Annotated in this window: 18 protein-coding genes; 9 read left to right on the top strand and 9 right to left on the bottom strand. The window is 57.0% G+C overall.

Features of this window, described 5'->3' with window-relative positions:
• Window positions 1-69 precede the first annotated feature (69 nt).
• Window positions 70-939 carry a tryptophan 2,3-dioxygenase gene (gene kynA, locus ACQQZ8_RS03015; protein ID WP_431711240.1) on the top strand — a complete coding sequence of 290 codons (870 nt, stop codon included), beginning with the start codon at window positions 70-72 and terminating at the stop codon, window positions 937-939.
• A complete protein-coding gene (locus ACQQZ8_RS03010) occupies window positions 926-1,792 on the top strand; it encodes a PaaX family transcriptional regulator (protein WP_431711239.1) in 867 nt (288 codons plus the stop codon). The genes kynA and ACQQZ8_RS03010 overlap by 14 nt, the downstream gene beginning before the upstream one ends.
• Before the next feature lie 68 nt (window positions 1,793-1,860).
• Here the strand turns inward: ACQQZ8_RS03010 and ACQQZ8_RS03005 are convergent, their stop codons facing one another.
• The gene (locus ACQQZ8_RS03005; protein ID WP_431711238.1) at window positions 1,861-2,574 is read right to left on the bottom strand and encodes a transglycosylase family protein; all 714 of its coding nucleotides are present in this window, start codon (window positions 2,572-2,574) and stop codon (window positions 1,861-1,863) included.
• 584 nt (window positions 2,575-3,158) lie between these two features.
• On the opposite strand from ACQQZ8_RS03005, the gene ACQQZ8_RS03000 reads away from it, so the two are divergent.
• Window positions 3,159-4,286 carry a YihY/virulence factor BrkB family protein gene (locus tag ACQQZ8_RS03000; protein WP_431711237.1) on the top strand — a complete coding sequence of 376 codons (1,128 nt, stop codon included), beginning with the start codon at window positions 3,159-3,161 and terminating at the stop codon, window positions 4,284-4,286.
• Here the strand turns inward: ACQQZ8_RS03000 and ACQQZ8_RS02995 are convergent.
• The 4 genes from ACQQZ8_RS02995 to ACQQZ8_RS02980 form a co-directional block, all read right to left on the bottom strand.
• The gene (locus tag ACQQZ8_RS02995) at window positions 4,269-4,988 is read right to left on the bottom strand and encodes a M50 family metallopeptidase (protein ID WP_431711236.1); all 720 of its coding nucleotides are present in this window, start codon (window positions 4,986-4,988) and stop codon (window positions 4,269-4,271) included. The genes ACQQZ8_RS03000 and ACQQZ8_RS02995 overlap by 18 nt on opposite strands.
• A gap of 119 nt (window positions 4,989-5,107) precedes the next feature.
• The gene (locus tag ACQQZ8_RS02990; protein WP_431711235.1) at window positions 5,108-5,599 is read right to left on the bottom strand and encodes a hypothetical protein; all 492 of its coding nucleotides are present in this window, start codon (window positions 5,597-5,599) and stop codon (window positions 5,108-5,110) included.
• The gene (locus ACQQZ8_RS02985) at window positions 5,596-7,152 is read right to left on the bottom strand and encodes a sodium/proline symporter (protein ID WP_431711234.1); all 1,557 of its coding nucleotides are present in this window, start codon (window positions 7,150-7,152) and stop codon (window positions 5,596-5,598) included. The genes ACQQZ8_RS02990 and ACQQZ8_RS02985 overlap by 4 nt, the downstream gene beginning before the upstream one ends.
• Window positions 7,149-7,304 (bottom strand): hypothetical protein, encoded by a 156-nt coding sequence (locus ACQQZ8_RS02980; protein WP_431711233.1) that lies wholly within the window; start codon window positions 7,302-7,304, stop codon window positions 7,149-7,151. Before ACQQZ8_RS02980 ends, ACQQZ8_RS02985 begins: the two co-directional genes overlap by 4 nt.
• Before the next feature lie 77 nt (window positions 7,305-7,381).
• Between ACQQZ8_RS02980 and ACQQZ8_RS02975 the strand changes: the two genes are divergently transcribed.
• The 3 genes from ACQQZ8_RS02975 to ACQQZ8_RS02965 all read left to right on the top strand — a co-directional run bounded on the left by ACQQZ8_RS02975 (window position 7,382) and on the right by ACQQZ8_RS02965 (window position 12,938).
• Window positions 7,382-9,004, top strand: a complete 1,623-nt coding sequence (locus ACQQZ8_RS02975) for a PucR family transcriptional regulator (protein WP_431711232.1) — start codon at window positions 7,382-7,384, stop codon at window positions 9,002-9,004.
• A gap of 55 nt (window positions 9,005-9,059) precedes the next feature.
• On the top strand, window positions 9,060-9,362 hold the full coding sequence (locus ACQQZ8_RS02970; RefSeq protein ID WP_431711231.1) for a hypothetical protein: 303 nt from the start codon (window positions 9,060-9,062) through the stop codon (window positions 9,360-9,362).
• A 114-nt stretch (window positions 9,363-9,476) separates the two neighbouring features.
• The gene (locus tag ACQQZ8_RS02965) at window positions 9,477-12,938 is read left to right on the top strand and encodes a TM0106 family RecB-like putative nuclease (protein ID WP_431711230.1); all 3,462 of its coding nucleotides are present in this window, start codon (window positions 9,477-9,479) and stop codon (window positions 12,936-12,938) included.
• A 19-nt stretch (window positions 12,939-12,957) separates the two neighbouring features.
• Here ACQQZ8_RS02965 and ACQQZ8_RS02960 read toward each other — a convergent pair whose 3' ends face one another.
• A complete protein-coding gene (locus ACQQZ8_RS02960; protein ID WP_431711229.1) occupies window positions 12,958-14,223 on the bottom strand; it encodes a polysaccharide deacetylase in 1,266 nt (421 codons plus the stop codon).
• Between the two features lie 258 nt (window positions 14,224-14,481).
• Between ACQQZ8_RS02960 and ACQQZ8_RS02955 the strand changes: the two genes are divergently transcribed.
• The 3 genes from ACQQZ8_RS02955 to ACQQZ8_RS02945 are packed head-to-tail and all read left to right on the top strand — an operon-like array spanning window position 14,482 to window position 19,959.
• Complete coding sequence (locus ACQQZ8_RS02955) at window positions 14,482-15,939, top strand: DUF3375 domain-containing protein (protein ID WP_431711228.1); 1,458 nt, start codon at window positions 14,482-14,484, stop codon at window positions 15,937-15,939.
• Window positions 15,936-16,619 carry a DUF4194 domain-containing protein gene (locus ACQQZ8_RS02950; protein WP_431711226.1) on the top strand — a complete coding sequence of 228 codons (684 nt, stop codon included), beginning with the start codon at window positions 15,936-15,938 and terminating at the stop codon, window positions 16,617-16,619. The genes ACQQZ8_RS02955 and ACQQZ8_RS02950 overlap by 4 nt, the downstream gene beginning before the upstream one ends.
• Window positions 16,620-16,623: 4 nt before the next feature.
• On the top strand, window positions 16,624-19,959 hold the full coding sequence (locus tag ACQQZ8_RS02945; RefSeq protein ID WP_431711225.1) for an ATP-binding protein: 3,336 nt from the start codon (window positions 16,624-16,626) through the stop codon (window positions 19,957-19,959).
• 275 nt (window positions 19,960-20,234) lie between these two features.
• Here ACQQZ8_RS02945 and ACQQZ8_RS02940 read toward each other — a convergent pair whose 3' ends face one another.
• The 3 genes from ACQQZ8_RS02940 to ACQQZ8_RS02930 form a co-directional block, all read right to left on the bottom strand.
• The gene (locus ACQQZ8_RS02940) at window positions 20,235-22,724 is read right to left on the bottom strand and encodes an ABC transporter permease (protein ID WP_431711224.1); all 2,490 of its coding nucleotides are present in this window, start codon (window positions 22,722-22,724) and stop codon (window positions 20,235-20,237) included.
• Window positions 22,725-22,732: 8 nt separating this feature from the next.
• Window positions 22,733-23,482 (bottom strand): ABC transporter ATP-binding protein, encoded by a 750-nt coding sequence (locus ACQQZ8_RS02935; protein WP_431711222.1) that lies wholly within the window; start codon window positions 23,480-23,482, stop codon window positions 22,733-22,735.
• 115 nt (window positions 23,483-23,597) lie between these two features.
• The gene (locus ACQQZ8_RS02930; protein WP_431711221.1) at window positions 23,598-24,524 is read right to left on the bottom strand and encodes a cation diffusion facilitator family transporter; all 927 of its coding nucleotides are present in this window, start codon (window positions 24,522-24,524) and stop codon (window positions 23,598-23,600) included.

The raw sequence follows: 24,524 nt of genomic DNA, 5'->3' as shown, positions 1-24,524 counted from the left end.
CAAGTAGCGTTACCCAGAAGCGTACTTTCACTATTGTGACGATCGCTACGATACTGATACGCTCTTGGCATGAGCACCCCAGCACAACAGACCCCCAATCAGCGCGATATTGAACCCGGAGTCCGCACGGATTTCCGTAATGCGATGTCATACGGGAGCTATCTCGACCTCGAAAAGATCCTCTCGGCACAGCATCCGGTAAGCGTCCCGGAGCATCATGATGAAATGCTGTTCATCATCCAACACCAGACCAGCGAGCTATGGCTGAAACTCATGCTGCACGAACTGGTTGAAGCCCGCAGATTGCTCACCGAAGATGATTTCGGGAAGGCCTTGAAGTGCTTGGCCCGGGTCAAGCACATTCAGAAGACCTTGACCGAACAGTGGTCGGTTCTGGCCACGCTCACTCCTCGCGAGTATGCCCAGTTCCGTGATTTCCTCGGATCATCCTCCGGCTTCCAGTCATTCCAATATCGCGGGGTGGAGTTCATCTTGGGCAACAAGCACGCCGGGATGTTGAAGGTGCATGAGTCCGACCCGACTGCTCACGCAATGCTGGAAAAACTGCTCAATGAGCCCTCAATCTATGATGTGTTCCTTGCTGCGCTGGCGCGCCAAGGCTATGACGTTCCCGTCGAGATCCTCGAGCGTGACGTCACCAAGCCATGGGAGTTCCGTGAAGCACTCGTACCGATCTTCAAAGAGATCTATGAGTCCGAGCAGACCAAGTGGACGCTCTATCAGGCCTGTGAGGATCTGGTTGATGTCGAAGATAACTTCCAGGCCTGGCGCTTTAGGCATCTTCGGGTGGTGCAGCGCACTATCGGATTCAAGCGCGGCACCGGCGGATCCTCGGGCGTCGACTTCCTCAAGCGCGCATTAGATCTGACCTTCTTCCCAGAACTTTTCGCTGTGCGAACCGAAATTGGGACGAAGTAGCACCCTGCAGGCCTTCACGCTGGATGACTTCGAATCCCGCAGCGGCAGCGCCACCTCACTGCTGCGCAGTATCGCCGGACTGTACCTGCGGCATTGCGCAAGGCCTGTTCCACGTCCCGAGGTGCTGGCTTTAGCGACGGCAGCCGGGGTGGGACAGGCCGCGGCGCAAACGGCTGTCACCCGATTAGCCGATCGTGGACTCTTTCATCTCACCGCAGAAGGATGCATTGCGATCAGCGAGCCGGCGCAGCGAATGTTTGCGCGAGGAAACCGGCGAATCTTCACGCCGCGACACATGGCGGAGGGCGATTTATGGACTTTAGTCGCCTACTCTTTGCCGGAGTCGCTGCGTTCAGTACGCCATCAGTTGCGCAAGCATTTCACCCAACTCGGCGGTGGGCTAGTGTCCTCGGGGCTCTGGATCTTCCCGCAGTACCTGCAAACCGAAGTTCTGCAAGTACTAGAGTCACTACAAATTCGGCACAACGCCACACTTTTTGAAACCGGCGTACCGCAATTCGCTCATTCCGCATTGGACTCGGCTCGCACTTGGTGGGATCTTGAAAAAATCGCTGGCTTGCATCAGGAGTTCATCGACACCATCAAGCAGCTGGAGCCCACCCGAAAAGACCTAGCGCATTCGTACCACTGCTATGTTCGACTTGTTGATGCCTGGCGTGCCATTCCATACCTCGACCCGGGCCTACCGCCGTCGATGCTGCCTGAGCAGTGGCCCGGCGAAAAAAGTCGTGAGCTGTTCCTCGATATGAGCACCGCCCATCGCGATGGCGCACTGCGTTATGCCCGAGAGCAGCTGGGCGACGGATTGAACCTTAGCGCCGCTGCCCCCTAACCAAGAACAGAGAAAAACCCCGAAGCTGTGACACTAACAGCTTCGGGGCTACGTCCTTGCTTCAGAAATTACCTGGTCGGCAAGTTCAACGTCTGACCTACGTAGATGAGATCAGGGTTGGTCAACTGATCATCGTTGAGCACGACCAGTGCTCGCCAATCATCCAGTCCAAGGTCCTGGGCAATCTTAAACAGGGTGTCTCCGGACTTCACCGTGTAATCCTTACCCGAATCAGTGGCCTTGACGTTATATACCGGCGCCTGCGGAGCCGGTGCTACCCGCTTTGCTTTGCTCTTGACAGCGGAACGCTCAACTTGTTTGGCCTGAACGCTCTTCTTCTGCGTTGACTTCACCTCGGAACTGACCTTCTTCTGCTTGGACTTGGTTTCCGACGTGCTCTTCTTCTGAGTTTCCTGCTTCGGGGTACCGGTCGGTGAACCACTCAAACCGAGTTTGGCCGAACATGCGGGCCAAGCGCCCCATCCTTGCCCCTGCTGCACCTTGGTAGCGACACGGATTTGTTCTGACTTCGAGGCATGGTGCGGCATTCCAGATCCACCGAAGGCCTTCCACGTCGAAAGCGAGAACTGCAGGCCCCCGTAGTAACCATTGCCGGTATTGATGGACCAGTTTCCGCTGGACTCACATTGGGCCAGCTTGTCCCAAGTGCTCGACGCTGACGCTGGCGCGGCGGTAACGGCTAATGCTCCACCGGCAACAGCAACGGCGGCAAGTGTTGCCGCACCGCGCTGAAAGTTCTTTTTGCTCTTCTGCTGGATCATGTTTCTCCAGTGCTCTTCCGCGCGTAGGCTGTCCAAGCCATCTTGGCGCCGCGCCCAGCGTCGCATTTCGACATTACGTGCACACCACCGGGTGGGCGTCGACGAAGCCCCGGCCTGTGTGTTGATTTTCCATAACACTGCGAGTGTTATCGAAACGTTACATAAGAGAATAGGTCCGCCGGACGCTCCTGACAACTCAGGAACCTTTCAGAATCAAGGTTTTTCCCAGTCATACACGTGAAAAAAATTTTGTCAGGGATCGGATTTTTAAGTAAAAATGCAATCTAAACGTTATCTCGAATCGGTTATCTTCGCTGGCGTAGAACGTTTTATCTGTGATATTTCAGAGAGAATTCTTGACAGTTCCTCGACAGATGTTCGGTCAACATCGAACTGCCGCCCCCAGCGGAACCTACGCGCTCAAGACACCAAATTCCTGCGTATCCTTGGCATCTTGTGGGTAGGCTGTTGGCAAGAGAAATTACGGGTCAGACCGAGTACTTGACCCCGCCGAAGGGACCTTGATGAGTTTGCGCTTGACAGCCGAGAAGAGGTCCGAGGTCTTTCAGGCTTTTTCCCGCTCTGTGCGCGAATTTTTTCGCAGTAACGGACTGGACGCAGCCGCCTCATTGTCCTACTTCATGGTGCTTGCACTGTTTCCCGGTGTGCTAGCCCTGGTCTCGCTTCTGGCGTTAGTTGGTGCCAGTGAAGAGGCAACCGAGTGGATTCTGGAGGTAATGCATCAAGCGCTTGCGCCGCAAGGCAATGAGCACCTAGGGCAAGATGCGCTGCAGATCTTAGACATGGCCGAACAGCTACTAACCGGGCTGGCGGCTTCAACCTCGGGAACGACCATCACTATTCTGCTCGGTGTAGCTGGCGCACTGTGGAGTACTTCGGTCTATGTCAACGCTTTTAGCCGGGCCATGAACCGTCTCTATAAAGTCGAGGAGGGACGCCCGCAATGGAAACGTCGACCGCAGATGCTCGGAATCACGATTTTGATGATGATCGTCATGGTCCTGTCCCTCGCGCTGCTCGTGACATCCGGGCAGGTGGCTCTGGCCCTCGGTAATCTGATCGGTTTAGGCGAACAATTCGTTACCCTGCTGAACTGGCTCAAACCGCCGTTGATGCTGCTGATGGCCTTGTTGGTGGTGGCCCTGCTGTACCACTTCACACCCAACGTCAAACGTCCACGTTTCAAGTGGCTCTCGGTCGGTACTGTTAGTGCGCTAGTTGTGCTGGGTCTGTCCGTCGTTGGCTTCTCGCTGTACATTTCGCGTTTCACTTCGTATTCGGCGACCTATGGAGCCATTGGTGGCGTAATTATTCTGGTGATTGCCTGCTGGATCAGCAATATTGCCTTACTTATGGGTGCCATCGTGGACATTGAATTCGCCCGATTGGCCCAGCTACGCCAAGGAATCGCCGCCGATGAAGAACTACAGTATCCAGTACGCGACGATACTCTGTTCGCCAAAAAAGACCTGAGCACTTTCCGTGATCTGGTCGGTGCCCAGCAAATCCGGATCAAACATGGTGGGGATCCGTTAGAGTCTCCCGGCACCGACGAACCTGAGAAAAGTCGTTCCTTGCGCACCCCGGTCATGGTGGCCACCGCCGGTGTGGCCGCTTGGTTCGCGATCCGCCGCTGGTCGCGGCGACGCAATGGCAGCCGCAAGCCCAACGCATCAGATCAGGCGGAGTAGATTAATTCCTGCCAGCCATGCTCCGGCTCCAGCGGCCAGCAGAATCACCACTAGCCAGAAACTGGCGATGGTTCCGGTGGAACGGGCGATCAGGTAGGCATCGGAACTTCGTAATTCCGCCCGCCGCCACAGATGAACAGAAAGCAGTTTTACGCAGTCCCGTAACCCGGCAAGCAGAAGAAAGCCCGCCAGCAGCATCGCGACATAGACCAGAGCCGTGACGGGCGCGAAAAACACCACGGCGAGCGCCAACAGCGCACTGGCGACGCAGACCACTAAGGCCGGGAAATTACGCACAAAAACGAGGGCTAGACAGAAAAATAGTGCGTAGACTCCCAAAGCGAGACCGGGGTAACCCGCGGCGGTAGCAGCAAGTAATCCAGCGGAGACCCAGATTGGCGCGGGGTAGCCGAATATTCCGGAAACAATCACCGACATTTTCCCGCGGCCGCGGCTGACCACCTCACCGGAATGATCCCACCCCAGCCGCAAGCCGGTGACGAAACGACCAGTGAACAGCGCACTGAGCACATGCCCAAGCTCATGAACCAGTGTGCTGTACATTCCGGTAAGCCGCCACACCGGGCGAGGCAAAACCAGCAACAACACCAGAGCCAACAGAATTACCCACTGCCAGCCGCTTAGTTGTATGTGCTGCTGCAGTGACAGCCTCGCCCAGAGCTCCGTGAAGGTTTCTCTCACCCAGCGCGCCTTTCCATCGCTCCGTGCGGAGCCACTACCGGATATTCCTAATACAGAGCATACGCAGTGGAGTGACCAATATTCCGCAGACAGCGCCTCATCGTGCGGTCTACCGGAGGTTAGGAGCCAATGACAAAATAGCTTCCATTGAGTCCATCAACCATGATTTCCACGTTTCGCCCCTCCAATTCGGTGTGGAACATCCAATTAGGCTTCCAGACGGTTGGTACCACGTGCCTTTCGCGCAGTCCCCCACGTCCAGCCAGTCTGGTGCGACGTAGGTTCGCGGTGGCTACTGTTTGGCTCGCCCGGTGCCGGGCCTGATCAAGACTGACTGTGGCCCACTGTGGGTCTGTAACACGTTGGTGTTCGGGGACCGTTTCCGCGTGCCCTTTCCACTCTCCAGTCAGGAAAGCCTTCCCGGTGTAATAGTCAACTAAAGTATGAACTCTCTGCACCGCTCCCAGCAGGGTCGGCATATCAAAGACAATGCCGGCGAACGGATGATATTTCAGCTCGGCACGCAGCTTGCGCAGTTTCGGGGCGCGTTGCCGCAGTGTTGCCCAAGCCTCAGTTTCATCCACAAAGGTTTCTAGGCGCAGACTCGTCATTTCACTGCCTTACGCGAAACCATGGCTTGCGCTTGGGCGGCAATGGTGTGGTCCTGACCGAGCAGCAGCTTAGCCGGAATTGGTCCGAGCTTGGCGGTCTCCTGCATCGCGGTGATCAGGTACGCCGGCACCGGATTGCTACGTTGCGTGAGCAAACTACCGATGATCATTGCCAGGGTAGAGCAAACAATACCGATAACCATCGGATCGATTCCAGTGCTACCGCTCAGTCCTGCCAGTTCCCAAGCCACGGAGCTAATCGTGCCGAGGAGCATCGAGCTGATCGCACCGACCGTGTTAGCTTTCTTCCACCACACGGCACATACGTAAGCGGGCACAAAGGCACTTCCAAGCACAGTGGTGGAGAAGATGACGATCTTGGCCACCGAAGGTGGATCAAAGGCTGCAATGCTGAATCCGACCACTGCCAACACCAGAACAATGATCCGTGAGACCATCACCATCTGTTTGTCGTTCATCTTGCGGTTGATGAATCGTGCGTAAATATCCTGGCTCATGATGGTTCCGGCTTGCAATAACAGTGCGTCGGCGGTGGACATAATGGCGGCCATAATCGCAGCCATCACAATACCTACAGCGAAGCTCGGCAGCACCGCGGCAGCGACCTCGAAAACCGCCATTTCGGGATTCGCTAACGTCGGCAGAATCAACAGAGCCAGCATACCTACCAAGTACGGCCCAGGAATGAACAGCAAATTGAAGATCATCGAGTACGCTCCGGCAGTGCGGGCCACGGAAGGTTTTTTCATCGCCATGTGACTAACCACCACGTGCGGCCATCCCATATAGCCGATAGAAAAGACCAACAGTGCGCCGAGAACCACACCCCACTGTCCCTGATATCCCAGATCTGCACCCCACATGGTGAGTAAGTTCGGGTTCAGCTCACCAACGGCCTTGTTTCCGGCGGTGAAACCACCGACCGCCAGCATGGTGCCGATCACGATCCACAGCATCCCCACAAGCATGATGATGGCTTGCACGAAATCGGTGTATGCCACGGCCAAGTATCCGCCGAGGAAGGTATAGATCACGATGACACCAATGGCTACGGCCAGTGCAGCGGGATAGGAAACACCCGACACCATCTCTAGGCCACGCCCGCCGGCGATGAACTGGGCCACCAGATAGAAGAACATGCAGAACAGCGCAATGGGGGCTGCAATCAATCGAACCCATTTAGACGGGTACCGATGTTCCAGATACTCGATGGAGGTGATGGAACCGAGCATCTGCGAAAGTTTGCGCATCCGCCGGCCGAGGACCGACAGGTTTAAGACGCCACCGCCCAAGTCACCCAGCGCATACCACATGCCGAAGTAGCCTTGGGTATATCCCAACGAACCGGCACCCATAAACATGTAGCCAGACATCGACGAGCTCTGTAGTCGCAAGGCGGTGACTCCGGGTCCTAAACTCCGTCCACCAAGCAGATAATCTTCGCTGCCTCCTTTACTGCGGCGCATCACCACGTAGCCCATGAGGGCCATTAGTGCGAAGTAAACGATCAGGAATAATAATTCAATACTCAATTTTCCTCCCCCGTATCTTCTTGCGACCAGCCACGGCTAAGCCACATAAACACCCCCGTATAGATCACCCAGAAGACCGGAACGCCCAAGATGACGATCGTGGTAAACGTTGGTAGCCCAAACATCTGATACCCCTCAAAGTCACGACTCATACAGATTTATATTGTGACAACTGACACATTTTTCGTATTCTGATCACTACCTTTGCACAATTACAGGAGCTCTAACAGTGACAGAAAGTAAGGATTTCGACGGTCTTCGGACAGTCTGTCCGAACGATGATCCGGTAACCCTAGGAAGCGTTCTGGGATTGCCCGAAGTCATCGCGGGGCGTCCGGAAATCATCGCTGGAGCCGAAGACCTCGAGCGTCTGGTGCGCTGGACGCACGTATTAGAATCCCCGAAGGTTCAAGAGCACTTACGCGGTGGCGAAATTGTACTGAGCACCGGGGTGGGTTGGTCTGAACTGGATTGTTTTGAACGATATGTGTCGGATCTGCGATCAGTGGATGCAACGGCCTTGATTCTCGAATTGGGGACTTTCCTGCGCAAAGCCCCCGACCAACTGGTCGAAGCCTGCCGCAGACTTGGTTTCCCCTTAGTCATCTTGCACGCCCCGGTGGCATTTATTGCGATCACCGAAGCGATCCACCGCTCCTTATTAGCGGCCCAGACCATGCAACTTCAAGCCAAACAACGTGTCACCGAACATTTCGCGGAGCTGATGCGAAGCGGTGCAACACTCCAAACGGTGCTCGACCATGCCGCAGCTATGCTGCAGGCACCCTTATTCGTTGAGGATCCAAGTTTCAATCTCGTCTTTTTCTCTGAAACCCCGTTGCTTACGACCCAACATTTCGCACGCTGGCAGACCCGATCACGGGCGGAACACGCGGCGGGGAACCCGAATAGGTATAGCTCCAGGATTGAAGCTCAGGGGACTTATTTTGGTGCAGTGATCTGTGCACTGCCAGCGCAGCATCCGGCAGGTGTGGATCATGTGCTCACGTTAACCGCGGCAGCGATTGGCAGCAGCTTGCTGACCCGTGACGGGCGGGTGCACTGGCAACGCGGAGCACAAAACGAACTGATCCAAGATCTATTGGATTACCGGGTGGGAAGTCAGCGGTTGTGCGCCACAGGGTTCGGAGCCACCGAGTTTCCGGTCATCGACCGGGCCTTGGTTGGCTTCACTGCGCAACGGAAACCGCACAACCGGTGGCCTAGTAGCGAGATGGAGAGCGTGCGTGAGCTCGGCCAGCAACACAACATCGCGATCGTGCTCGCCGAGGATCCACGTAACTACGGCAAGCTGATCGGTGTCCTTTCAATACCGCACGGGCAACGGCATTCCAGTACCTTAAGTCTGCTAGCTAGCGAAGTCCGGCGGATGAGCGGCACTCAGCTGAGTTTCAATTTCGGTTCGACCGTAGCGCAGGTAGAGCAGGTTTCAGAGTCGCTACGCGAAGCCATCGCATTGGGGGCCCTACACAGCGCGGGAGATGAAATTAGCCGCTTCGCCACCGCCGAACCGCTGACCTTGCTCGTTCACCAATTGCTGCACGAACCCGCTATCCAAGCCTTGCCCGAGCGCTATCTGGGAGCATTGCTCAGCGTGGATAGTGAACGTGGTTCGGACTACTTCGAAGTGCTCAGAGCCTATTTACAACACCCCACGAATCGTTCACGGGCTGCCAATGAGAGCCACTTGTCCCGTTCGGTGTTCTATCAGCGCTTAGCCGCCATCGAGCAGTTATTGGATCGCGATCTCAATGACGCGCAAAACATCGCGATGCTCAGCGTTAGTTTGCTGGTGCACCGCTTCAATTTGGCGCTTACCAGAAGCAGCTAACGCTCAACATAGGATTGTAGTGCCGCAGCATCACCCAAAAGTCTAGGAGTTTTTCATGTCTCGTCTTTTCTCTACTGCCGTCGCCGTGGCTGGTCTGACCGGCGGTTACGCCACCTCGCGTGCCACGGGCAACCGTCCGCTGGGCGGGGCAGTCACCGCTCTCGCCGGAGCCGGCGCCTTTTCGATCTGGCGTAAGGATGCTGGAACTGGTCGGGCCCTAGCATTGACCGCGCTTTATGTTGCCGCGCTGGGAGGCTCACATCCACTGGCGAAAAATATGGGTCCGTGGACCGCAGTGAATACTGTCACTGCTGGGGTTGCAGTAGCCTCCTTAGTTCTTGGCGGACGCGGCAAGTAACACCTTGAGCGTGGCTGGTGGCACTTCATTCACAGTGCCACCAGCCCAAAGGTCGCGGGCGGATGCTAGGTTGACTTAGGTATATGAATCGGGTCAACGAAAGGCGTCCGCCCCGTGTTTTTCCTCCAGGATCGCTTCATTTTCTCAGCCAGCGATCTAAGTATCGCGCTGTCCTGTGAATACCAGTCGCTGTCGGTGCTGGACGCTAAACTAGGCCGCCGGCCGGCCCCAGATTTCGGGACTGACGAGATGCTTGCGCGTACTGCGCAGCTGGGCGATGTCCACGAACATCGAGTTCTTGGCGAACTGATCGAAAAGTACGGGGTCTATGACCCTGACACCGGTCGTGGCGTCAAAGTATTCGATGAACGTCCGGCCATGACGCATCAGGGGCTTGAAGCCGCACACCAACAAACCATTGAGGCATTGCGCGGTGCCGCGGATGTTATTTTTCAAGCGACCTTCTACGACGGGGACTTCCTGGGGTTCGCTGATTTCCTGGTGCGGCAACCCGATGGGTCTTGGGCGGTATGGGATACCAAACTGGCCCGTCATGCCCGAGTCAGTGCGCTCCTACAACTTGGCGCCTACGCAGATCAATTGATAGCCGAGGAGATTAAGCTCAGTCCGCACGCCACGTTAGTTCTGGGTGACGGGAGCCATTCAACCCATCGAATCTCCGAAATCTTACCTGTCTTCCGTGCACAACGTGAGAAGTTCTTGTCACTGACCGGCACACACCGCGCCTCGGATCAGCCGGTACGTTGGGATACCCCGGGACTGAAAATCTGTGGCCGCTGTGATTACTGTGCCGAGCAAATTACGGCCACCGATGATGTGTTGCAAGTAGCCAACATGTCTTTGGTGCAGCGCGGCAAATTAGCCCAACGTGGGATTCACACCATGACGCAACTGGCGAATCTCCCAGCTGAGGAAGGTACCGCGCTGGCCCGCTATGTCGAACAGGCTCGCATGCAGCTGGGGCTGGCTCAGATCGATGGCACTAGCCACGGGGTGTCCTATCGTCTGAAACGGAACAGCCAGACGATTAGCCGGCTGCCCAGCCCTGATCCCGGTGATATCTTCTTCGATTTTGAAGGAGATCCCCTATATCAGGATCCGGCCGATAGCTCCTGGGGGTTGGAGTATCTTTTCGGGGTAATTGAGCACGATACCGGCAGTCCGGTGTTCCGGCCTTTCTGGGCACATAACCGGGCCGAAGAACGCGGTGCGTTTATGGATTTCATCCAATACGTCACCGAACGTCGGCAGAAGTATCCCAATATGCGGATCTACCACTACGCGCCTTATGAAAAAACCGCGCTGCGGAATCTCTCCCAGACGCATGTCACAGGAGAAGAAGCCGTCGATTCGTGGCTGCGCGAGGGGCTATTGGTCGATCTATACGAGACCGTGCGGAATTCTTTAGTGCTCTCCACCCGGTCCTATTCCATCAAGAAACTCGAACCGCTGTACATGGGCGATCATTTGCGCAGTGGCGACGTGACCGATGCTGGGGCCTCGGTAGTTGCCTATGCCCACTATGTTCATGCCTTGGAAGCAGGAGAGACGGATACTGCCCAGCAGATCTTGACATCCATCGCCGACTACAACGAATACGACTGTCTTTCGACCTTGCGACTACGAGACTGGCTGCTGACTCTGGTCCCAGCACAGGATTACCGGCAGGACCCAGTGCTACTGGAACCTGAATTACCGGCCGTGGTGGCCGAACCAACCGCCGAGGAATTGCGGTTACAACAGTATATTGCCCAGCTTCCCGCCGGAGTTCCGCTCAGTGACGATGATCGGGCGATCTCTATGGTCGCCGCAGCCACCGGGTATCATCGCCGGGAACGCAAACAGTTCTGGTGGGAGCATTTCGATAGGCTCTCTGCGCCGGTAGAAGACTGGGGCGATTCGCGGGGGGTCTTTATTGTTGACCGCGTCGAGCCAGTGACCGATTGGGAGGCACCCACGCCACGCTCCCGCACCATGGTGCGCACCTCGAAGTTCTTTGGAACTTTGGCCGAGGGGTCATTGGTTTCTCCGGGCACCAAGTTCTTCAGTATGTTTAACGATCCGTTACCCGAAGGTATTGAGGCTGGTGATTCGATCCGTGGCGGCCTATTCAACGCCACCGTGCTGGACATCGCCGAAGACCATCTGGTCATTCAGGAAAAATCCAGCACCCGCGTTCCCCCGTACGGTTCGGTTCCGATGGCGTTGACCCCGGATCAGCCGATCCGCACCGCCAGTATCGAGGATGCGTTAGCTACCATCGCTAATGAGGTTGGCTCGTTGGTCCCGTCGCTGCCCGAACGAGCGGGCATCGATATTTTGCGCCGAATCCCACCGCGCTTTAAAACGTTCACCTCTCCCCCCGTTCCCGACATCGTCCAAGGCTCGGCTCAGGTTTATCCGGCCGTCATCAAGGCGTTGCAGGACTTGGATAACTCTTACCTCGCGGTGCAAGGCCCTCCGGGAACCGGAAAGACCTATGTCGCATCGAAGGTGATCGTTGCTCTGGTGAATCACGGTTGGAAGGTCGGGGTGGTAGCGCAATCTCATGCCGTGGTTGAGAACGTGCTCACCAAGGCTGTTCAGGCTGGGCTCTCACCGCAGCAGGTGGCGAAGAAGATCACGCATGATCGCGAGGTACTTTGGCATGGCACCAGCGATCAGTCGGTAAGCGCGCTCCTCGCCGCCGAGGAGGGCTGCCTGATCGGTGGAACCGCTTGGACGCTGACCGGCAAGTTCGTTCCTGCCGGGGCACTTGATCTACTGGTGATCGATGAGGCCGGGCAGTTCTCTCTGGCTAACACCCTGGCGGTATCGGTAGCGGCCCGTAATCTCTTATTACTCGGCGACCCGCAACAGTTGCCCCAGGTTACTCAGGGATCTCATCCGCAACCGGTGGATGAGTCCGCACTGGGCTGGCTTTCGGATGGACACCCGATTTTGCCTGCGGCGCTGGGATACTTCTTGGCCGCGTCTTGGCGAATGCACCCGCAGTTGTGTTCCAAGGTCTCGCAACTGAGCTATGACGACCAGTTATTTTCCGCCACAGCGGCCGGCGAGCGCCAGCTCACCGGCGCGTTAGCGGGGGTGGAAACCCGGTTGGTTGAACACTACGGCAATACCACCAGCAGTGCTGAGGAAGCGCAGCAGGTGATCGACCTAGTCAAAGATCATCTCGGGTTGAGCTGGAGGGAAGATCCGGCACAGCCCGCCCGGGCATTAGAGGAATCCGACATACTGGTGGTGGCCGCTTATAACGCACAGGTCCAGTTGCTTCGTGAGGTCTTGGACAAAAACGGGTACCGGCAAGTGCGGGTGGGAACCGTCGACAAGTTTCAGGGTCAGGAAGCACCGGTGGTGCTGATGTCCATGGCTTGCTCCAGTGCGGAAGATGCTGCCCGGGGCATCGATTTCCTGCTCAACCGCAACCGGGTGAATGTGGCGATTTCGCGTGGTCAGTGGCGGGCAGTTATTGTTCGTTCGCCCCGGCTGACCGACTTTCTGCCCAGTAACGTCTCTGGGCTCTCGCAGCTCGGGGCCTTCCTTAGTCTGTAGGCGCGGAATCGGCAGGGCCCTAACGGGCTTTGTCGATCACCTCATCGACCTCGAAGAAGGCCGAAAGGACCGGACGGTCGCCACGCTTCTCCTTAGCGAATTGCAGCCCGTCGATGTTGATGCGCATCTGGCGCTGGTATTGGTCGGTTTGTTGCATCCACGCCGTGGTGGTGCCATCTACCCCATAGAAATAGCTGAATCCTGCGTCTCTAAAGAGTTTGTACCGGGCCCCGGAGTATTTCCCGACCCGGGCAATATCCGATCCAAAGGGGTAGATCAGGTGCGGGGTTTCACCCAGCAGAGGTTCTACCTCTTTGGCCCAGAGCTCGGTGTCGCGTTTGAGTCGCGCCAGGCTGACACTGCCGGTGGAGATGTGCCCCCAGGAGTGTGAGGCGAAGACCCACCCATCGTCCTTCAAAGCTTCAGCAATCTGCGCTGCAGTTTGCTGATCTTGCTCCAGAGTTTCGCTATCCTCATACTGGCTCGGCGAGGTACGGTACCCGAATAGTCCGTTATAGCCGGTCATCGCCATCATGCCCTTGGCACCCCGGTAAGAGAAGTCCGGGTGCTCCTGGACAAAGTCGTCGACCATGGTGCTCACATCATAGGCACCGATGTGTTCTTTACCCTCGGCGTCCGTGTAGACATTTCGAACATCACCCTGCTCGGTGAGAATCAATTTATCGGCGAAGCCATCGCCTTCCATATATTCGTAATAGCTCACGTCATCAATGGAAAGTACCAGAGGTTTCTTTCCCTGAGGCAGCATGATCTCCCGGTAGCGCATCTTCCCGTTGTCATCCGGTCCGGCGAAATCGGTGGGATTGACCAGTACGTAATCACGTTCATACAGTTGCTCCAGGATGGCGGTGAACTCATCCTGCGTGACCATGTAGTCCTTATATCCTTGCGCTTGCCCATCCCCGTCAAAGGCCCGGTCCGTATCAATCACCAGCGAGTGGAAGAATATGTGCGGAATCCGGTGTGGTTCTTCCCACGCGCGGGTGGCGGCCTTTTCTTCCTCAAGCCCGCCAACCATGCCCGCTAACTGCTCATTCTGATCATCCTTGACCAGCTCAATCGCGGCATCATAGTCGTACATGTCGGCCAGCCGGTTCATTTCTGCTTTGAGTTTGGCCACCCGGTCCGCTTCCTGTGCCCGAGCCTGCTCGGCCTGTTCAGCTGCGGAAATTTCGGCCTGCGAGGGGCCGGGTTCTTGGCCACTACATCCGCTCAGCAAGAGGGAAAGAATCGCCACCGAGGAGAGGATCGTGCTTCGCTTCACGGGTTTCTTTCCTTTCATTAGGCCCTGCCGGGTCCAGTTGCGCTCGGGCAGCAACATCGGCCTTGTTGCTGAGACTACACAGCTTGTCTTCCGAGTTACACCATCGGATGTAACTTTGAACAACTATCTCCCGGCTGGAAACCACTGCGGCACAGATCAACATCGCTTTCTGCCGAAGCGTTCAGATTATTCTCAGTTCGTGTCACAACGAATGAATTAGGATAGACAGGTTAGGCAAGTCCACGACGAAGGAAGTTTATGCAGCCCTCGCACCGCGCGAATAGCTTGTGGCAACAGGCCCAGCAGTTCCGCAGGTCGGCAGCCTACCGGCTGATTTCCGCACAGCCTTGGGCGGTGGCGTTCATCCGGGCCGAATTCACCGCTGATCGACCTCGGGTGGCGCTGGAGCTCTTCCATGCCTCCCTAGATTCCTTTCTGCGGTTAGCCCGGAATAGCACCGAACAGGTTCCGGGAAGTTACGCCGCTGAGGACTTCGCCGAGACTTGGGTGCGCCAAGGGATTTTGGCTCGCCCGTTAATCGATGGACGGTTCGTCTACGAGCCCAGCGCATCAACCTTGCGTGTCCTGCGCTTCTTCGATGAATTCGCCACCGAAGATTCCAGGTTGAACTCTTCACGGCTGAACACCCTACTGACATCTTTAGAGTCCTTGGCTCAGGAAACCGACCCGGATCCCGAGGCACGTATCCGGGCCTTAGAAGCTGAGATTGCGCAGCGTCAGGCCAAAATCGATGCGCTGCGTGCAGGGAAGGATCCGGCGGTACTCGCCGAGGTTTCCGCGGTTTCCGCCGCCCGCTCGGTGTTGGACCTAGCCTCTAGCCTTCCCGCCGATTTCCGGCGGATGCGCGACGGGGTGCGAGAGATGCTTCATAGTCTGCGGGAAGGGATTTTGGATGCGTCGACCGCCAAGGGCGTGGCGGTAGGACAGGTATTGGAGGCCGATAAGCAGTTGCGCTCCACCGCCGAAGGGGAAACGTTCAGCGGATTCACCCAATTCTTAGGCTCGATTGAGGCGCAACAACGCTTTCGTGCGGCGGTCAACGAACTTCTCGAACGTGATTTCGTGGATGTTTTGGAACCGGCCGAACGGCAGCTTTTGAGCAACCTGCTGCGTGACCTGCGACGGCAGGCCAGTGAAGTTCATGAATCCTACGGCAAGCTTTCTGAGTCGTTGCACGCTTTTGTGCAATCTGATGACTTCCAGCAGACCCAATTGCTTCGTCAGGCGGTACGTGACGCCGAATTAGCGATCAGTCGTGCTCCGGAACTCAAACCCCGTTCGGCGCTGACGCCGGTGGAGCTCTTTGCACCGCAGTTCGTCACGCTGGCTGGGTTGGGGATCTTTGACCCCTCGGAGCATGTGGCTCCCCCGCCGTTGGCCGAACCGCCACGCTTTGATGTCACCGACATCGTGCGTCATCCCGTTACCCCCAAAGCGGATATGGCCTACCTGCGCGAGCAGGTGCGTACAGGTTTGGAAAGCAGTGGTAGTCCACTGAATATTCAACAGCTCTATGCCACCCTGCCAGCCGAACATCAGCATTTGAATACCATCCGGGCGCTGCTGGAGATCGGCCGCACCAATGGCGAGACGCTGATCCCCACAGACCTACACCCGGTGACGTTCTTCCAAGTTGACGGCAGTACCCGAACCGCACTGTTACCCGCGCTGAGCTTCACCAAGGAACCTTTATGAGCCACAATATCTACGCTACCTCCCCCAATACCGACCCAATCTTTGACGGTGATCAAGGCTCATTCCCGCTCGAACTGCGTCAATTGATCGTCAAGTTGCTGCGTGGCCCCTACTTGGATGGCGCGGTGGATGCAGCCGGTTGGCAACTCTTGCTCGATCAGCAGGAAACGATCAGTCGGTACGTGTCGGAAATTTTCTTAACCATCAGCATGGACAACGATCGGAAAATCGCGATGCTGAACCCGGTGCAACTAGAAAAGGCTCACACCTCACCGATTGCTCCACGTCGAGGACTGAAACGGGATGAAACCCTATTGGCGCTACGGCTGCGTTTACTCTTGGAGCAGCATGCGGGAAGCGGCACCGACGCGGTCATTTCGCGCACGGCGATGCATGATGTGCTGGCCGAACACCGCACCGCCAGCGATCGTGATGACAAACGCTTCAGCGAAGCCTGTGATGCCGCGATTGCCCGGCTACATACCCTGCGCTTGCTCACCAGCACCGAGCTGGTCGATGAGTTTCGGATTTCTCCAGCTTTAGCGATGACCTTACCCATCCAAAATATTCAAGACATCCCCGGCTACATTGCCGCCATTGACAACACCGCAGCCCAACCTCTGCTCACCGATGACGTGTCAGCCCGAGAAACAACCGACCCGGATGAGGTCCAGGAGTAAGACTATGAGCATTGAAATGACATTGCCGTTAGGCGAAGCGATCAACGCCGGTCAGCACCGCCTCAGTCGCATCCAGATCGTAAACTGGGGAACCTTCCACGGGTTACACACACTGGATATTGACCGATCCGGAACCTTGATCACCGGCCACCCCGGCGTGGGCAAATCCACCGTCTTTGACGCCATGGGTCACATCTTTTTCGCGACTCCGAAACTCAATGAATCCGCGAATGATGCCGCCACTCGCGAAGACCGGCGCACCACCTTCTCCTATATGCGGGGACGGAAGTTTAAGACTGCGGCCGGGACCGCCTATCAACGCCCCGGTGCCACTTGGAGCGCAGTGTCGTTGAGTTATGAGGACGGGATGGGCAACACCGTCACCGCGGCCGCGGTCTTCGACTTGCCCGAAGCCGGGCTGGAAAGTCAGGTTTCCAAGCACTACCTGCTGGCCGAGGGGGCCTTGGATGTCTCCGATTTGGAGCATCACGGGGCACGCCGGTTCACGGTGTCGACCTTGCAAAAGCTGTTGGAACCGGCCGAGGCTTTCGACACGCACAAGGCCTTCGTTGAACGACTCCGTCGCCGTCTCGGGGTGGAAAATGACAAGGCTTTTGCGTTGCTACGGACCTTGCAAAACGGCAAGGGGCTAGCCAAGGGAGTGAACCAGTTCTTCCGCCATGAGGTGCTGGAGGAGCCGGCAACTCTCAAGGCCGCGGCCGCCGCAGTGGAAGACTTCGCTCACCTACGAGGCATTTACCGACAACTGGATACCGCCCGGCGACAACGCGATATGCTCACCGAGGTCCCGGCGCAAAGCGCACATTTTGAGGTCTTGGCCGAGCGGATCAAGGGGACCGAGTCGCTGATTGCTTCCCAGTTGGGTCAGCTGGAACAGCAGCTGCGCGGGGTGCTACTACGCAATGATCTGACGGCGCATACCGCGCAGGTCGCCCAATTGCGTGCCGAAGAGCAATCTCTGGTGTTGCGCAAGGATGAGCTGGCAGCGAAGTTGCAAGATTTGCAACGTGCGCACGATTCCACCGGCGATCAGGCGTTGATGTTGCTGGAGCGCGAGGCCGACGCCGCACGCAAGGCTTTGAATGAAAAGGAACGGGTACTGCGTGAATTGCAGGACCAAGCCGCTGCCGCCGGGCTGAGCTTGGACTTCAGCGCCACTGGTTTAGATGAATTGCGGGCCAACGCGCAACGCACTTTACAACAGCTGCAATCGATTACCCAGGACGCGCAGACTGTGGAATACGAGGCCATGGCCTCGCTGATGAACCTGCGGCAACGCTCTGACAGGCTAGCGAAGGAGATCGCCTCCTACCAGCGTCGCACCACGAATATCGATGATCGGGCAGTCGCTGCCCGGAAGGCCATCGCTTCAAGTTGTGGGCTCAGTGAACAGGACCTTCCGTTCGCTGGAGAGCTGATGGATCTGGCTGGCTCCGCCTCACAGTGGCGCACCGCGGCGGAAAAGTCGCTGCGTACCCTAGCCCGTTCAATCCTGGTTCCCGGCGAACATCTGAGTGCAGTCACCCACGCCATCGATCGGCTGGATAATCTGGGCCGAATCCGCTGGATCGATATGTCCCAGACACCGAAAGACGCGGTAGCCGGACCGTCCGACCTTGTCAGCAAGCTGGAATTTATGTCTTCACCGGCTGGCGCTTGGCTGCGAGCCAAAATCACCGCGGATTATCCGCTGGTTTGTGTCCCGGATGATGCCTCGTTGCATCTGCATGCCAAGGCGATCACCGCAGCCGGCACCCTCAAGTCGGCTACTGGGGTCTTCGAACGCGATACCAGCAACCTGTCGGTCTCCGACCACCTCCTCGGGTTCACCAATGAATCGAAAATCACCGAGCTGCAGGCCAAGTCGCTGCGGCTAACTGAGCAGATTTCTGCGGCGCAGAGCACCGCAGATGAACGAACCGCTGCGAAAGCCAAGATCTTGGAGAAAGTTCAGCTTTTGCAGGCGCTGGCCAATGATGAGCGTAGCTTCGCCCAACTTGACGCCACGGCCGCATTGGAAGCATTACGCACCAGTGAACAAGCTTTAGGCGATGCCCTCTCCCGCTCCGGGGATACCTCGCAAATTCGCCAAGAAATGCAACAGCTGTCCACCGAGTCCGAGCAGATTATTGGGCGATTAGCGCTCCTGCGATCGAAGATTGGCGAACTGGAGAGCGAAATCGCTAAAGCCGAGCAGGTGCTCACCGCTGGCGAGCAGCCGCTTCAAGACGTGGAAGATGCCATCGAATTATTGCCGCAGGAGCTACCGGCTGTGGCCGAGCTGCGTGGGTTAGCCCAGCAGCTTACGCACAGCGAAACCATCGATGCAGCGCGCATCACCACGCTATTTGCCGAGGTGCGCGTGCAACTATCCGCACAGTTGGCTAAGCTCACCACCGAACGGAGCCTGCTGGGCGGTGAGCTCAGCGAGACCTTCAAGCGGTTCAGCCGTGAATTTGGTACCTCGCACGCACAAACTTTCGGTACCGGCCCAGAATCCGCGCAACACTATGTGCAGGTACATTCGCAGATCGTCGCCGACGGGCTGCCACACCATGAAGCCCAGTTCCGCGAGTACTTCGCTAACCGCTCCTACGAGCGTTTCAGCGACCTGTTACAGCTGTTGGATGAGGAACGCCGGATGATCGCCGAACGCATCAAGCCGTTGAACCAGATCTTGGCCGATGTGCCTTTTGAACACGGTTCCATCCTCCGTTTCGAAGTGGAATCCACGATCCCGGTTGAGGCCGGAAACTTCCGTAAACAGCTCAAGCAGGCACTCAACGAGGCTTACACTACCCGTGAGGAAGCCAGCCTACAGCGCTCTTACGCAGCGTTGGAAGCCTTGGTTGAGGCACTGGGTGATCCAGCGAGAAGTGCTTGGCGGGCCACCGTCTTAGATGTGCGTCATCACGTGCAGATCCGTTGCGATGAACACAAACCCCACGGGGAGGTGGAAACCGGGTTGGAACCGGGCACGCTCTCCGGCGGTGAAGGTCAACGTTTCACTTCCTTCGTGATGGGGGCGGCGCTGGCCTACCAGCTGGGCTTCGCTACGGCCGGGTTTACCTCCTACGGTACGGTGATGATCGACGAAGCTTTCATCCAGGCGAACTCCGAATACGCCGCAGCCGGAATCCGCGCCCTCCAAGAGTTTGGTTTCCATCTGGTGCTCGCAGCACCCGAAGACAAAATCGACCTAAGCCGGCATCTGGGTTCGATCACCGACATCATCAAACACCCCGGATCCAATATTTCAGGGTTCGTCACTACCGGGCGTTCCCCGGCGATGGCCACCACCATCGCGTTACGCGACTAAGCTCGCAGTAAAGAAGCCGGTGGTGTCGAACGTCGGGTCTTTCCTGCGGCCGTTTCGGCGCCACCTTCAAGGTACTGCTGGCTTTGAGCCATGGCTCCATCACGGCTTCCTGGCCGCGAAACACTCGAAGACGCTTCAGTTCGATATGCACCGCTGCTGACCCATGCGGCGACGCACACGCCAAATGAATGACACGATAAAAGCGAAGCACCCGCGAGCTTCAACCTTCTGGTTGAAGCCCGCGGGTGCTTTGAACTATCCGTAATACTCCCGGGTTATTCGGTGGCTAGGCCCGCAACAGGGGAAAGCCGTGCCGCCCGACGAGATGGGGTCAACGAAGCCAGTAGGGCCGCGATGATGCTCACCCCAATGACTAGGGCCAGCTGTAGCCACGGAATCTCTAGGCGAACCTGCCCCACGGCGGCCAGAGTGCTGTAGGCGCCGAACATCCCGTAGACGGTTCCGAGAATCAACCCTAGCAAGGCCGCAACCCCGCCAATCAGTACCGCTTCAACGGCCAGCATTGAACGCAGTTGTTTCTTCTTCAAACCCAACGCACGTAGCAGTGCGTTCTCGCGAGTACGTTCCAGTACCGACAGGCTCAGCGTGTTAGCTACCCCAATCAATGCGATAAGTACTGCCACCGCAAGCAGGCCGGAGACGATCATCAGCAGCACGTCGATGATTTGGGAGAACATCATGCTTTCAATCACCCCGCCATAGATGGTGGCGCTTTCGATATCCAACGTGCTGGAGATCCGGTCCACTATCTCCGACACCTGAGCATTGCTGAGTCCCTCGTTCAGCTTCAACATCGCCCCACCATTGATACCGTCGTTGGTTAGGCCAAGCTCGACGGCGGTGGCTTCGGTCAGCATGGTCGATAGGTAGCTAGCCGAGGAAACTCGCAATTGCACTTGCTGCCCATTGACCAGAGCGGTTGTTCCCTCGGTCGCCTGCCAGCCGGTATACAGTAACTCACCATCCTGCGGGACTACCGATTCATCGAGCAGCACGCCGCGCAGTTCTTCCGGGTCAACTAATTGAATGTTGGTGGTGTCAGTTTCGCCTTCGACCATCTCGATATCTACCAAGGCACTCTCATAGGGGGCAACCGCAGCAATGCCGTCTATAGCTTGCAATTGTGCGATCTGAGCCGGGGTCAAAGGCTTATCCTGCACCACCATATCCACCGGATACTCTTCACTAATTCCCTGATTTAAGGTGGTCTTGGCACTTTGCCCACCAACCATAATCATCGACACCAGCGTCACCCCGATCAACAGCGCGGTCGCGGTGGCAGTGGTACGTGCTGGGTTACGCACCGAGTTCAATGCCGCAAGCTTTGCGGACACTCGGTTCCCAGCAAACAACCGGCCGATCCCATACACGCTGGATGGAATGAAAAGGGAGGCCATCATCAGGATGCCTGGGAACGAGAGCAACCCACCAAGGAACGCAATGGGCAGCGATTCCAGGATGGCTCCAGCAATCAAGGCACTCATCCCGGCAATGGTCAACAGGGCACCAAAAACGATACGGATCTTCCCGGAACGGTTCCTCACACTGGCCGCATCAAAGGGGCGCAAGGCGGCCAGTGGTGCAAGCGTCATTGCTCGTCGAGCAGGCACCCACGCGGCGATGATGGTCATAACGATACCCACGGCCAACGGCACCAGAACCGCTTTCCAGTCCAGTCCCAGCGTGGCATAAGACATCTCCGGAACCAGCACCTGCAGCAATTTAACCAAACCGGCCATGAGCCCGATCGCGGCAAGAACACCGATGACTGAGGCGAGTACACCGATCAGCAGGGCTTCGATAAGTACCGAAGAACGGATTTGCTGCCGTTTGGCTCCCAGCGTGCGCAAGAGAGCCAGCTCACGGGTGCGCTGAGCGATCACCACGGCAAAGGTGTTCATCACGACCAGTCCGGTGACCACCAGAGCTACCAGCGCAAAGATGAGCAAGACCACGGTGAGCTGGTCGGTGCCACCGGTAAGGTTCGCAACATCGACCATGATCTTCTCGTCGGCGCTCAGCACGCTAGCGCTTTGTACCGAATACTCTGCGAGGGCACGTTCGAGAACTGCGCGAGTTTCGGCGAGATCGCCGGTGCCGTTGACCATGATCTCGTCAAATTCGGCGTCCTCATCCAACAAATACTCCCAGCTCTGCTCGGATACCCCGAGCTGCATCATGGACGATTTGAAGGGGTCATTGGTGGCCGCAGTAAGCCCCACGATCCGCATTTCTTGCAATTCACTACCGTCGATACCGCTTTCGATCGCGATCTGATCGCCAATAGCCAACGCGGTTTGCTCAGCAAATCGCGCATCAATGGTGGCTTCAATCTCGTTCATCGGGGCACGACCCTCAATAACTGTCATACCCGAAAAACGGTGATCGGGAGCAATCGCGGTGATCCAGGCGTTGTGCAGATCCTGGTCCGTGCGCACGCTGAGTACGTAGCTACTTGAGCCATAGGCGGTTTTGACCTCGTCAAGGTCCCGCAGGTCTTCTAAGACCTGCATACTCAACGGCCGGTCAGTACTCGCACCATACTCGCTCTTGTTTACGTCGCGGAAAGCCACCACGTCGGAGTTCTGGTAGTACTCACCCATACTATTTTTCAAGGTAGCCCGGGTTGAACTATCCACCGCAAGGCTGGCACCCAGGAAGGCGGTGCCAATGGCCACAGCCAGAATCGCGGCGATATACCGCCGCGCATAAGTTTTAATATTTGCTAAGGCAACATGAAGCATGAGGTGTCCTACTCCGCCAGTGAGGCCAGAGCCTCGGTCACCGTGGCGACGGTCGGATCCGATAGTCGCCCCACGAGCTGCCCGTCCTTCATCAAGAGCACTTCATCGGCATAGGACGCGGCGACCGGGTCATGGGTAACCATGATGATGGTCTGCCCCATTTCGCGGGTGGAGGCGCGCAGCAGCGAGAGTACCTCGGCGCCGGTGCGTGAGTCGAGATTACCGGTGGGCTCATCACCGAAAACTACCTCAGGCCGGGTGAGTAGAGCGCGGGCCACGGCCACGCGTTGCTGCTGACCGCCGGAAAGTTCATGGGGTTTATGGGTCAGCCGGTCGCTGAGCCCCAGAATCCCCACCACCTGTTCAAACCACTGCTGATCGTGCTTCTTCCCGGCCAGCGCCAAAGGCAACAAGATGTTCTCTCGGGCGTTGATGGTAGGAACGAGGTTGAAGGATTGGAAGACGAAGCCGATCTGCTCGCGCCGCATCTCGGTGAGCTGATCATCGCTGAGCTCCATCAGGTTCTTCCCACCGATCAGGATCTGGCCGGCGTCGGCAGTATCCAGCCCTGCTAGGCAGTGCATCAGGGTGGACTTCCCCGAACCAGAGGGCCCCATGATGGCGGTGAACCGCGAACGGGCGAAGGCTACGTCAACATTTTTCAGGGCTTCGACGCGGGTGGAATCCCGACCATAGGTTTTGGTCAATCCGCGGGCTTGCACGGCGTAATCGGTATGAACAGTGGTTTCTTGACTCATAGTCTAAGACTACAAATTCCCTAGCCAACATCGGATCGACCAAATGTACCGTATTTACGTTTGAGCTCTCATACCTGAGGCGGAGTTTTCTGGGCACACCGCCCAGACCGTAGGTTTAACAGTCGATGTGGTGTTCGTTCTTACGATGCGCCAACGGTTCAATTTGGAAGGTGGAGTGGCTGATACTGACGGTGAAATGTTCCGCCACACATTCTTGGAGTTCACGCAGTAACTCGCCGGTAGAGTCGGACGAAAACATTTCATCTGCGACGACCACATGTGCGGTGAGTACTGGAAGGTTCGACGCAATTTGGCTGGCATGCAAATCATGCACGGAAATCACCCCGGGCAGCTGTTCGAGGTGGCGGCGCACGTCCTGTAAATCCAGTCCTTTCGGGGTGGATTCAAGCAGAATATGGGTGGTTTCACCTAAGAGTTTCACGGCGCGCGGGACGATTAGCGCAGCGATGAAGAGTGCGGCGATCGAGTCAGCGATTCCCGATCCGGTCCACCAAATTACGATGGCGGCGATGATGACGGCAACGGATCCCAACGCGTCATTGAGCACTTCTAGGAACGCTGCACGCATATTGAGGTTGTCCTTGCGGCCGGCAAAGATAATCCACATGGCCACGAGGTTGCCCAAGAGGCCGATCACACCAAAGATCAGCAACCCTTCGGAATGAATTTCCGCCGGTTCAAAAAGCCGCCGAATCGCATCGATGGTGGCGTATATTCCCACGCCCAGAAGCAGAGCAGCCTGCGCCGTGGCAGAGAGCACCTCGGCTCGACGAAATCCCCAGGTGCGCCGATCCGTAGATTTGCGCATCACCAAGTTCGCGGCGGTCAGCGCCATCAGCAACCCGAGTGTGTCGGTGAGCATGTGAGCCGCGTCGACCAGCAGGGCCAAGGAGTTTGTGAGGATCGCACCGATGACTTCGGCCACCAGAATCGTTGCGGTGATGCCAAACGCCCAGGCTAGTCTGGTGCGGTTTGCCTCGGCCAAGTCATGGTCGTGCCCGTGTGAATGATTGTGGCTCAT

Origin of the sequence: Glutamicibacter uratoxydans (genome assembly GCF_050753455.1) — a bacterium.
Taxonomy (GTDB): domain Bacteria; phylum Actinomycetota; class Actinomycetes; order Actinomycetales; family Micrococcaceae; genus Glutamicibacter; species Glutamicibacter uratoxydans_A.
This window is presented reverse-complemented; position numbering and strand designations above follow the sequence as displayed.

Coding starts and splice junctions, on each gene's coding strand:
- ACQQZ8_RS02940 (WP_431711224.1), bottom strand. CDS start 22,724: ATGCTTCATGTTGCCTTAGCAAATATTAAAACTTATGCGCGGCGGTAT.
- ACQQZ8_RS02930 (WP_431711221.1), bottom strand. CDS start 24,524: ATGAGCCACAATCATTCACACGGGCACGACCATGACTTGGCCGAGGCA.
- ACQQZ8_RS02935 (WP_431711222.1), bottom strand. CDS start 23,482: ATGAGTCAAGAAACCACTGTTCATACCGATTACGCCGTGCAAGCCCGC.
- kynA (WP_431711240.1), top strand. CDS start 70: ATGAGCACCCCAGCACAACAGACCCCCAATCAGCGCGATATTGAACCC.
- ACQQZ8_RS03005 (WP_431711238.1), bottom strand. CDS start 2,574: ATGATCCAGCAGAAGAGCAAAAAGAACTTTCAGCGCGGTGCGGCAACA.
- ACQQZ8_RS02955 (WP_431711228.1), top strand. CDS start 14,482: ATGCAGCCCTCGCACCGCGCGAATAGCTTGTGGCAACAGGCCCAGCAG.
- ACQQZ8_RS02980 (WP_431711233.1), bottom strand. CDS start 7,304: ATGAGTCGTGACTTTGAGGGGTATCAGATGTTTGGGCTACCAACGTTT.
- ACQQZ8_RS02945 (WP_431711225.1), top strand. CDS start 16,624: ATGAGCATTGAAATGACATTGCCGTTAGGCGAAGCGATCAACGCCGGT.
- ACQQZ8_RS02990 (WP_431711235.1), bottom strand. CDS start 5,599: ATGACGAGTCTGCGCCTAGAAACCTTTGTGGATGAAACTGAGGCTTGG.
- ACQQZ8_RS02950 (WP_431711226.1), top strand. CDS start 15,936: ATGAGCCACAATATCTACGCTACCTCCCCCAATACCGACCCAATCTTT.
- ACQQZ8_RS02970 (WP_431711231.1), top strand. CDS start 9,060: ATGTCTCGTCTTTTCTCTACTGCCGTCGCCGTGGCTGGTCTGACCGGC.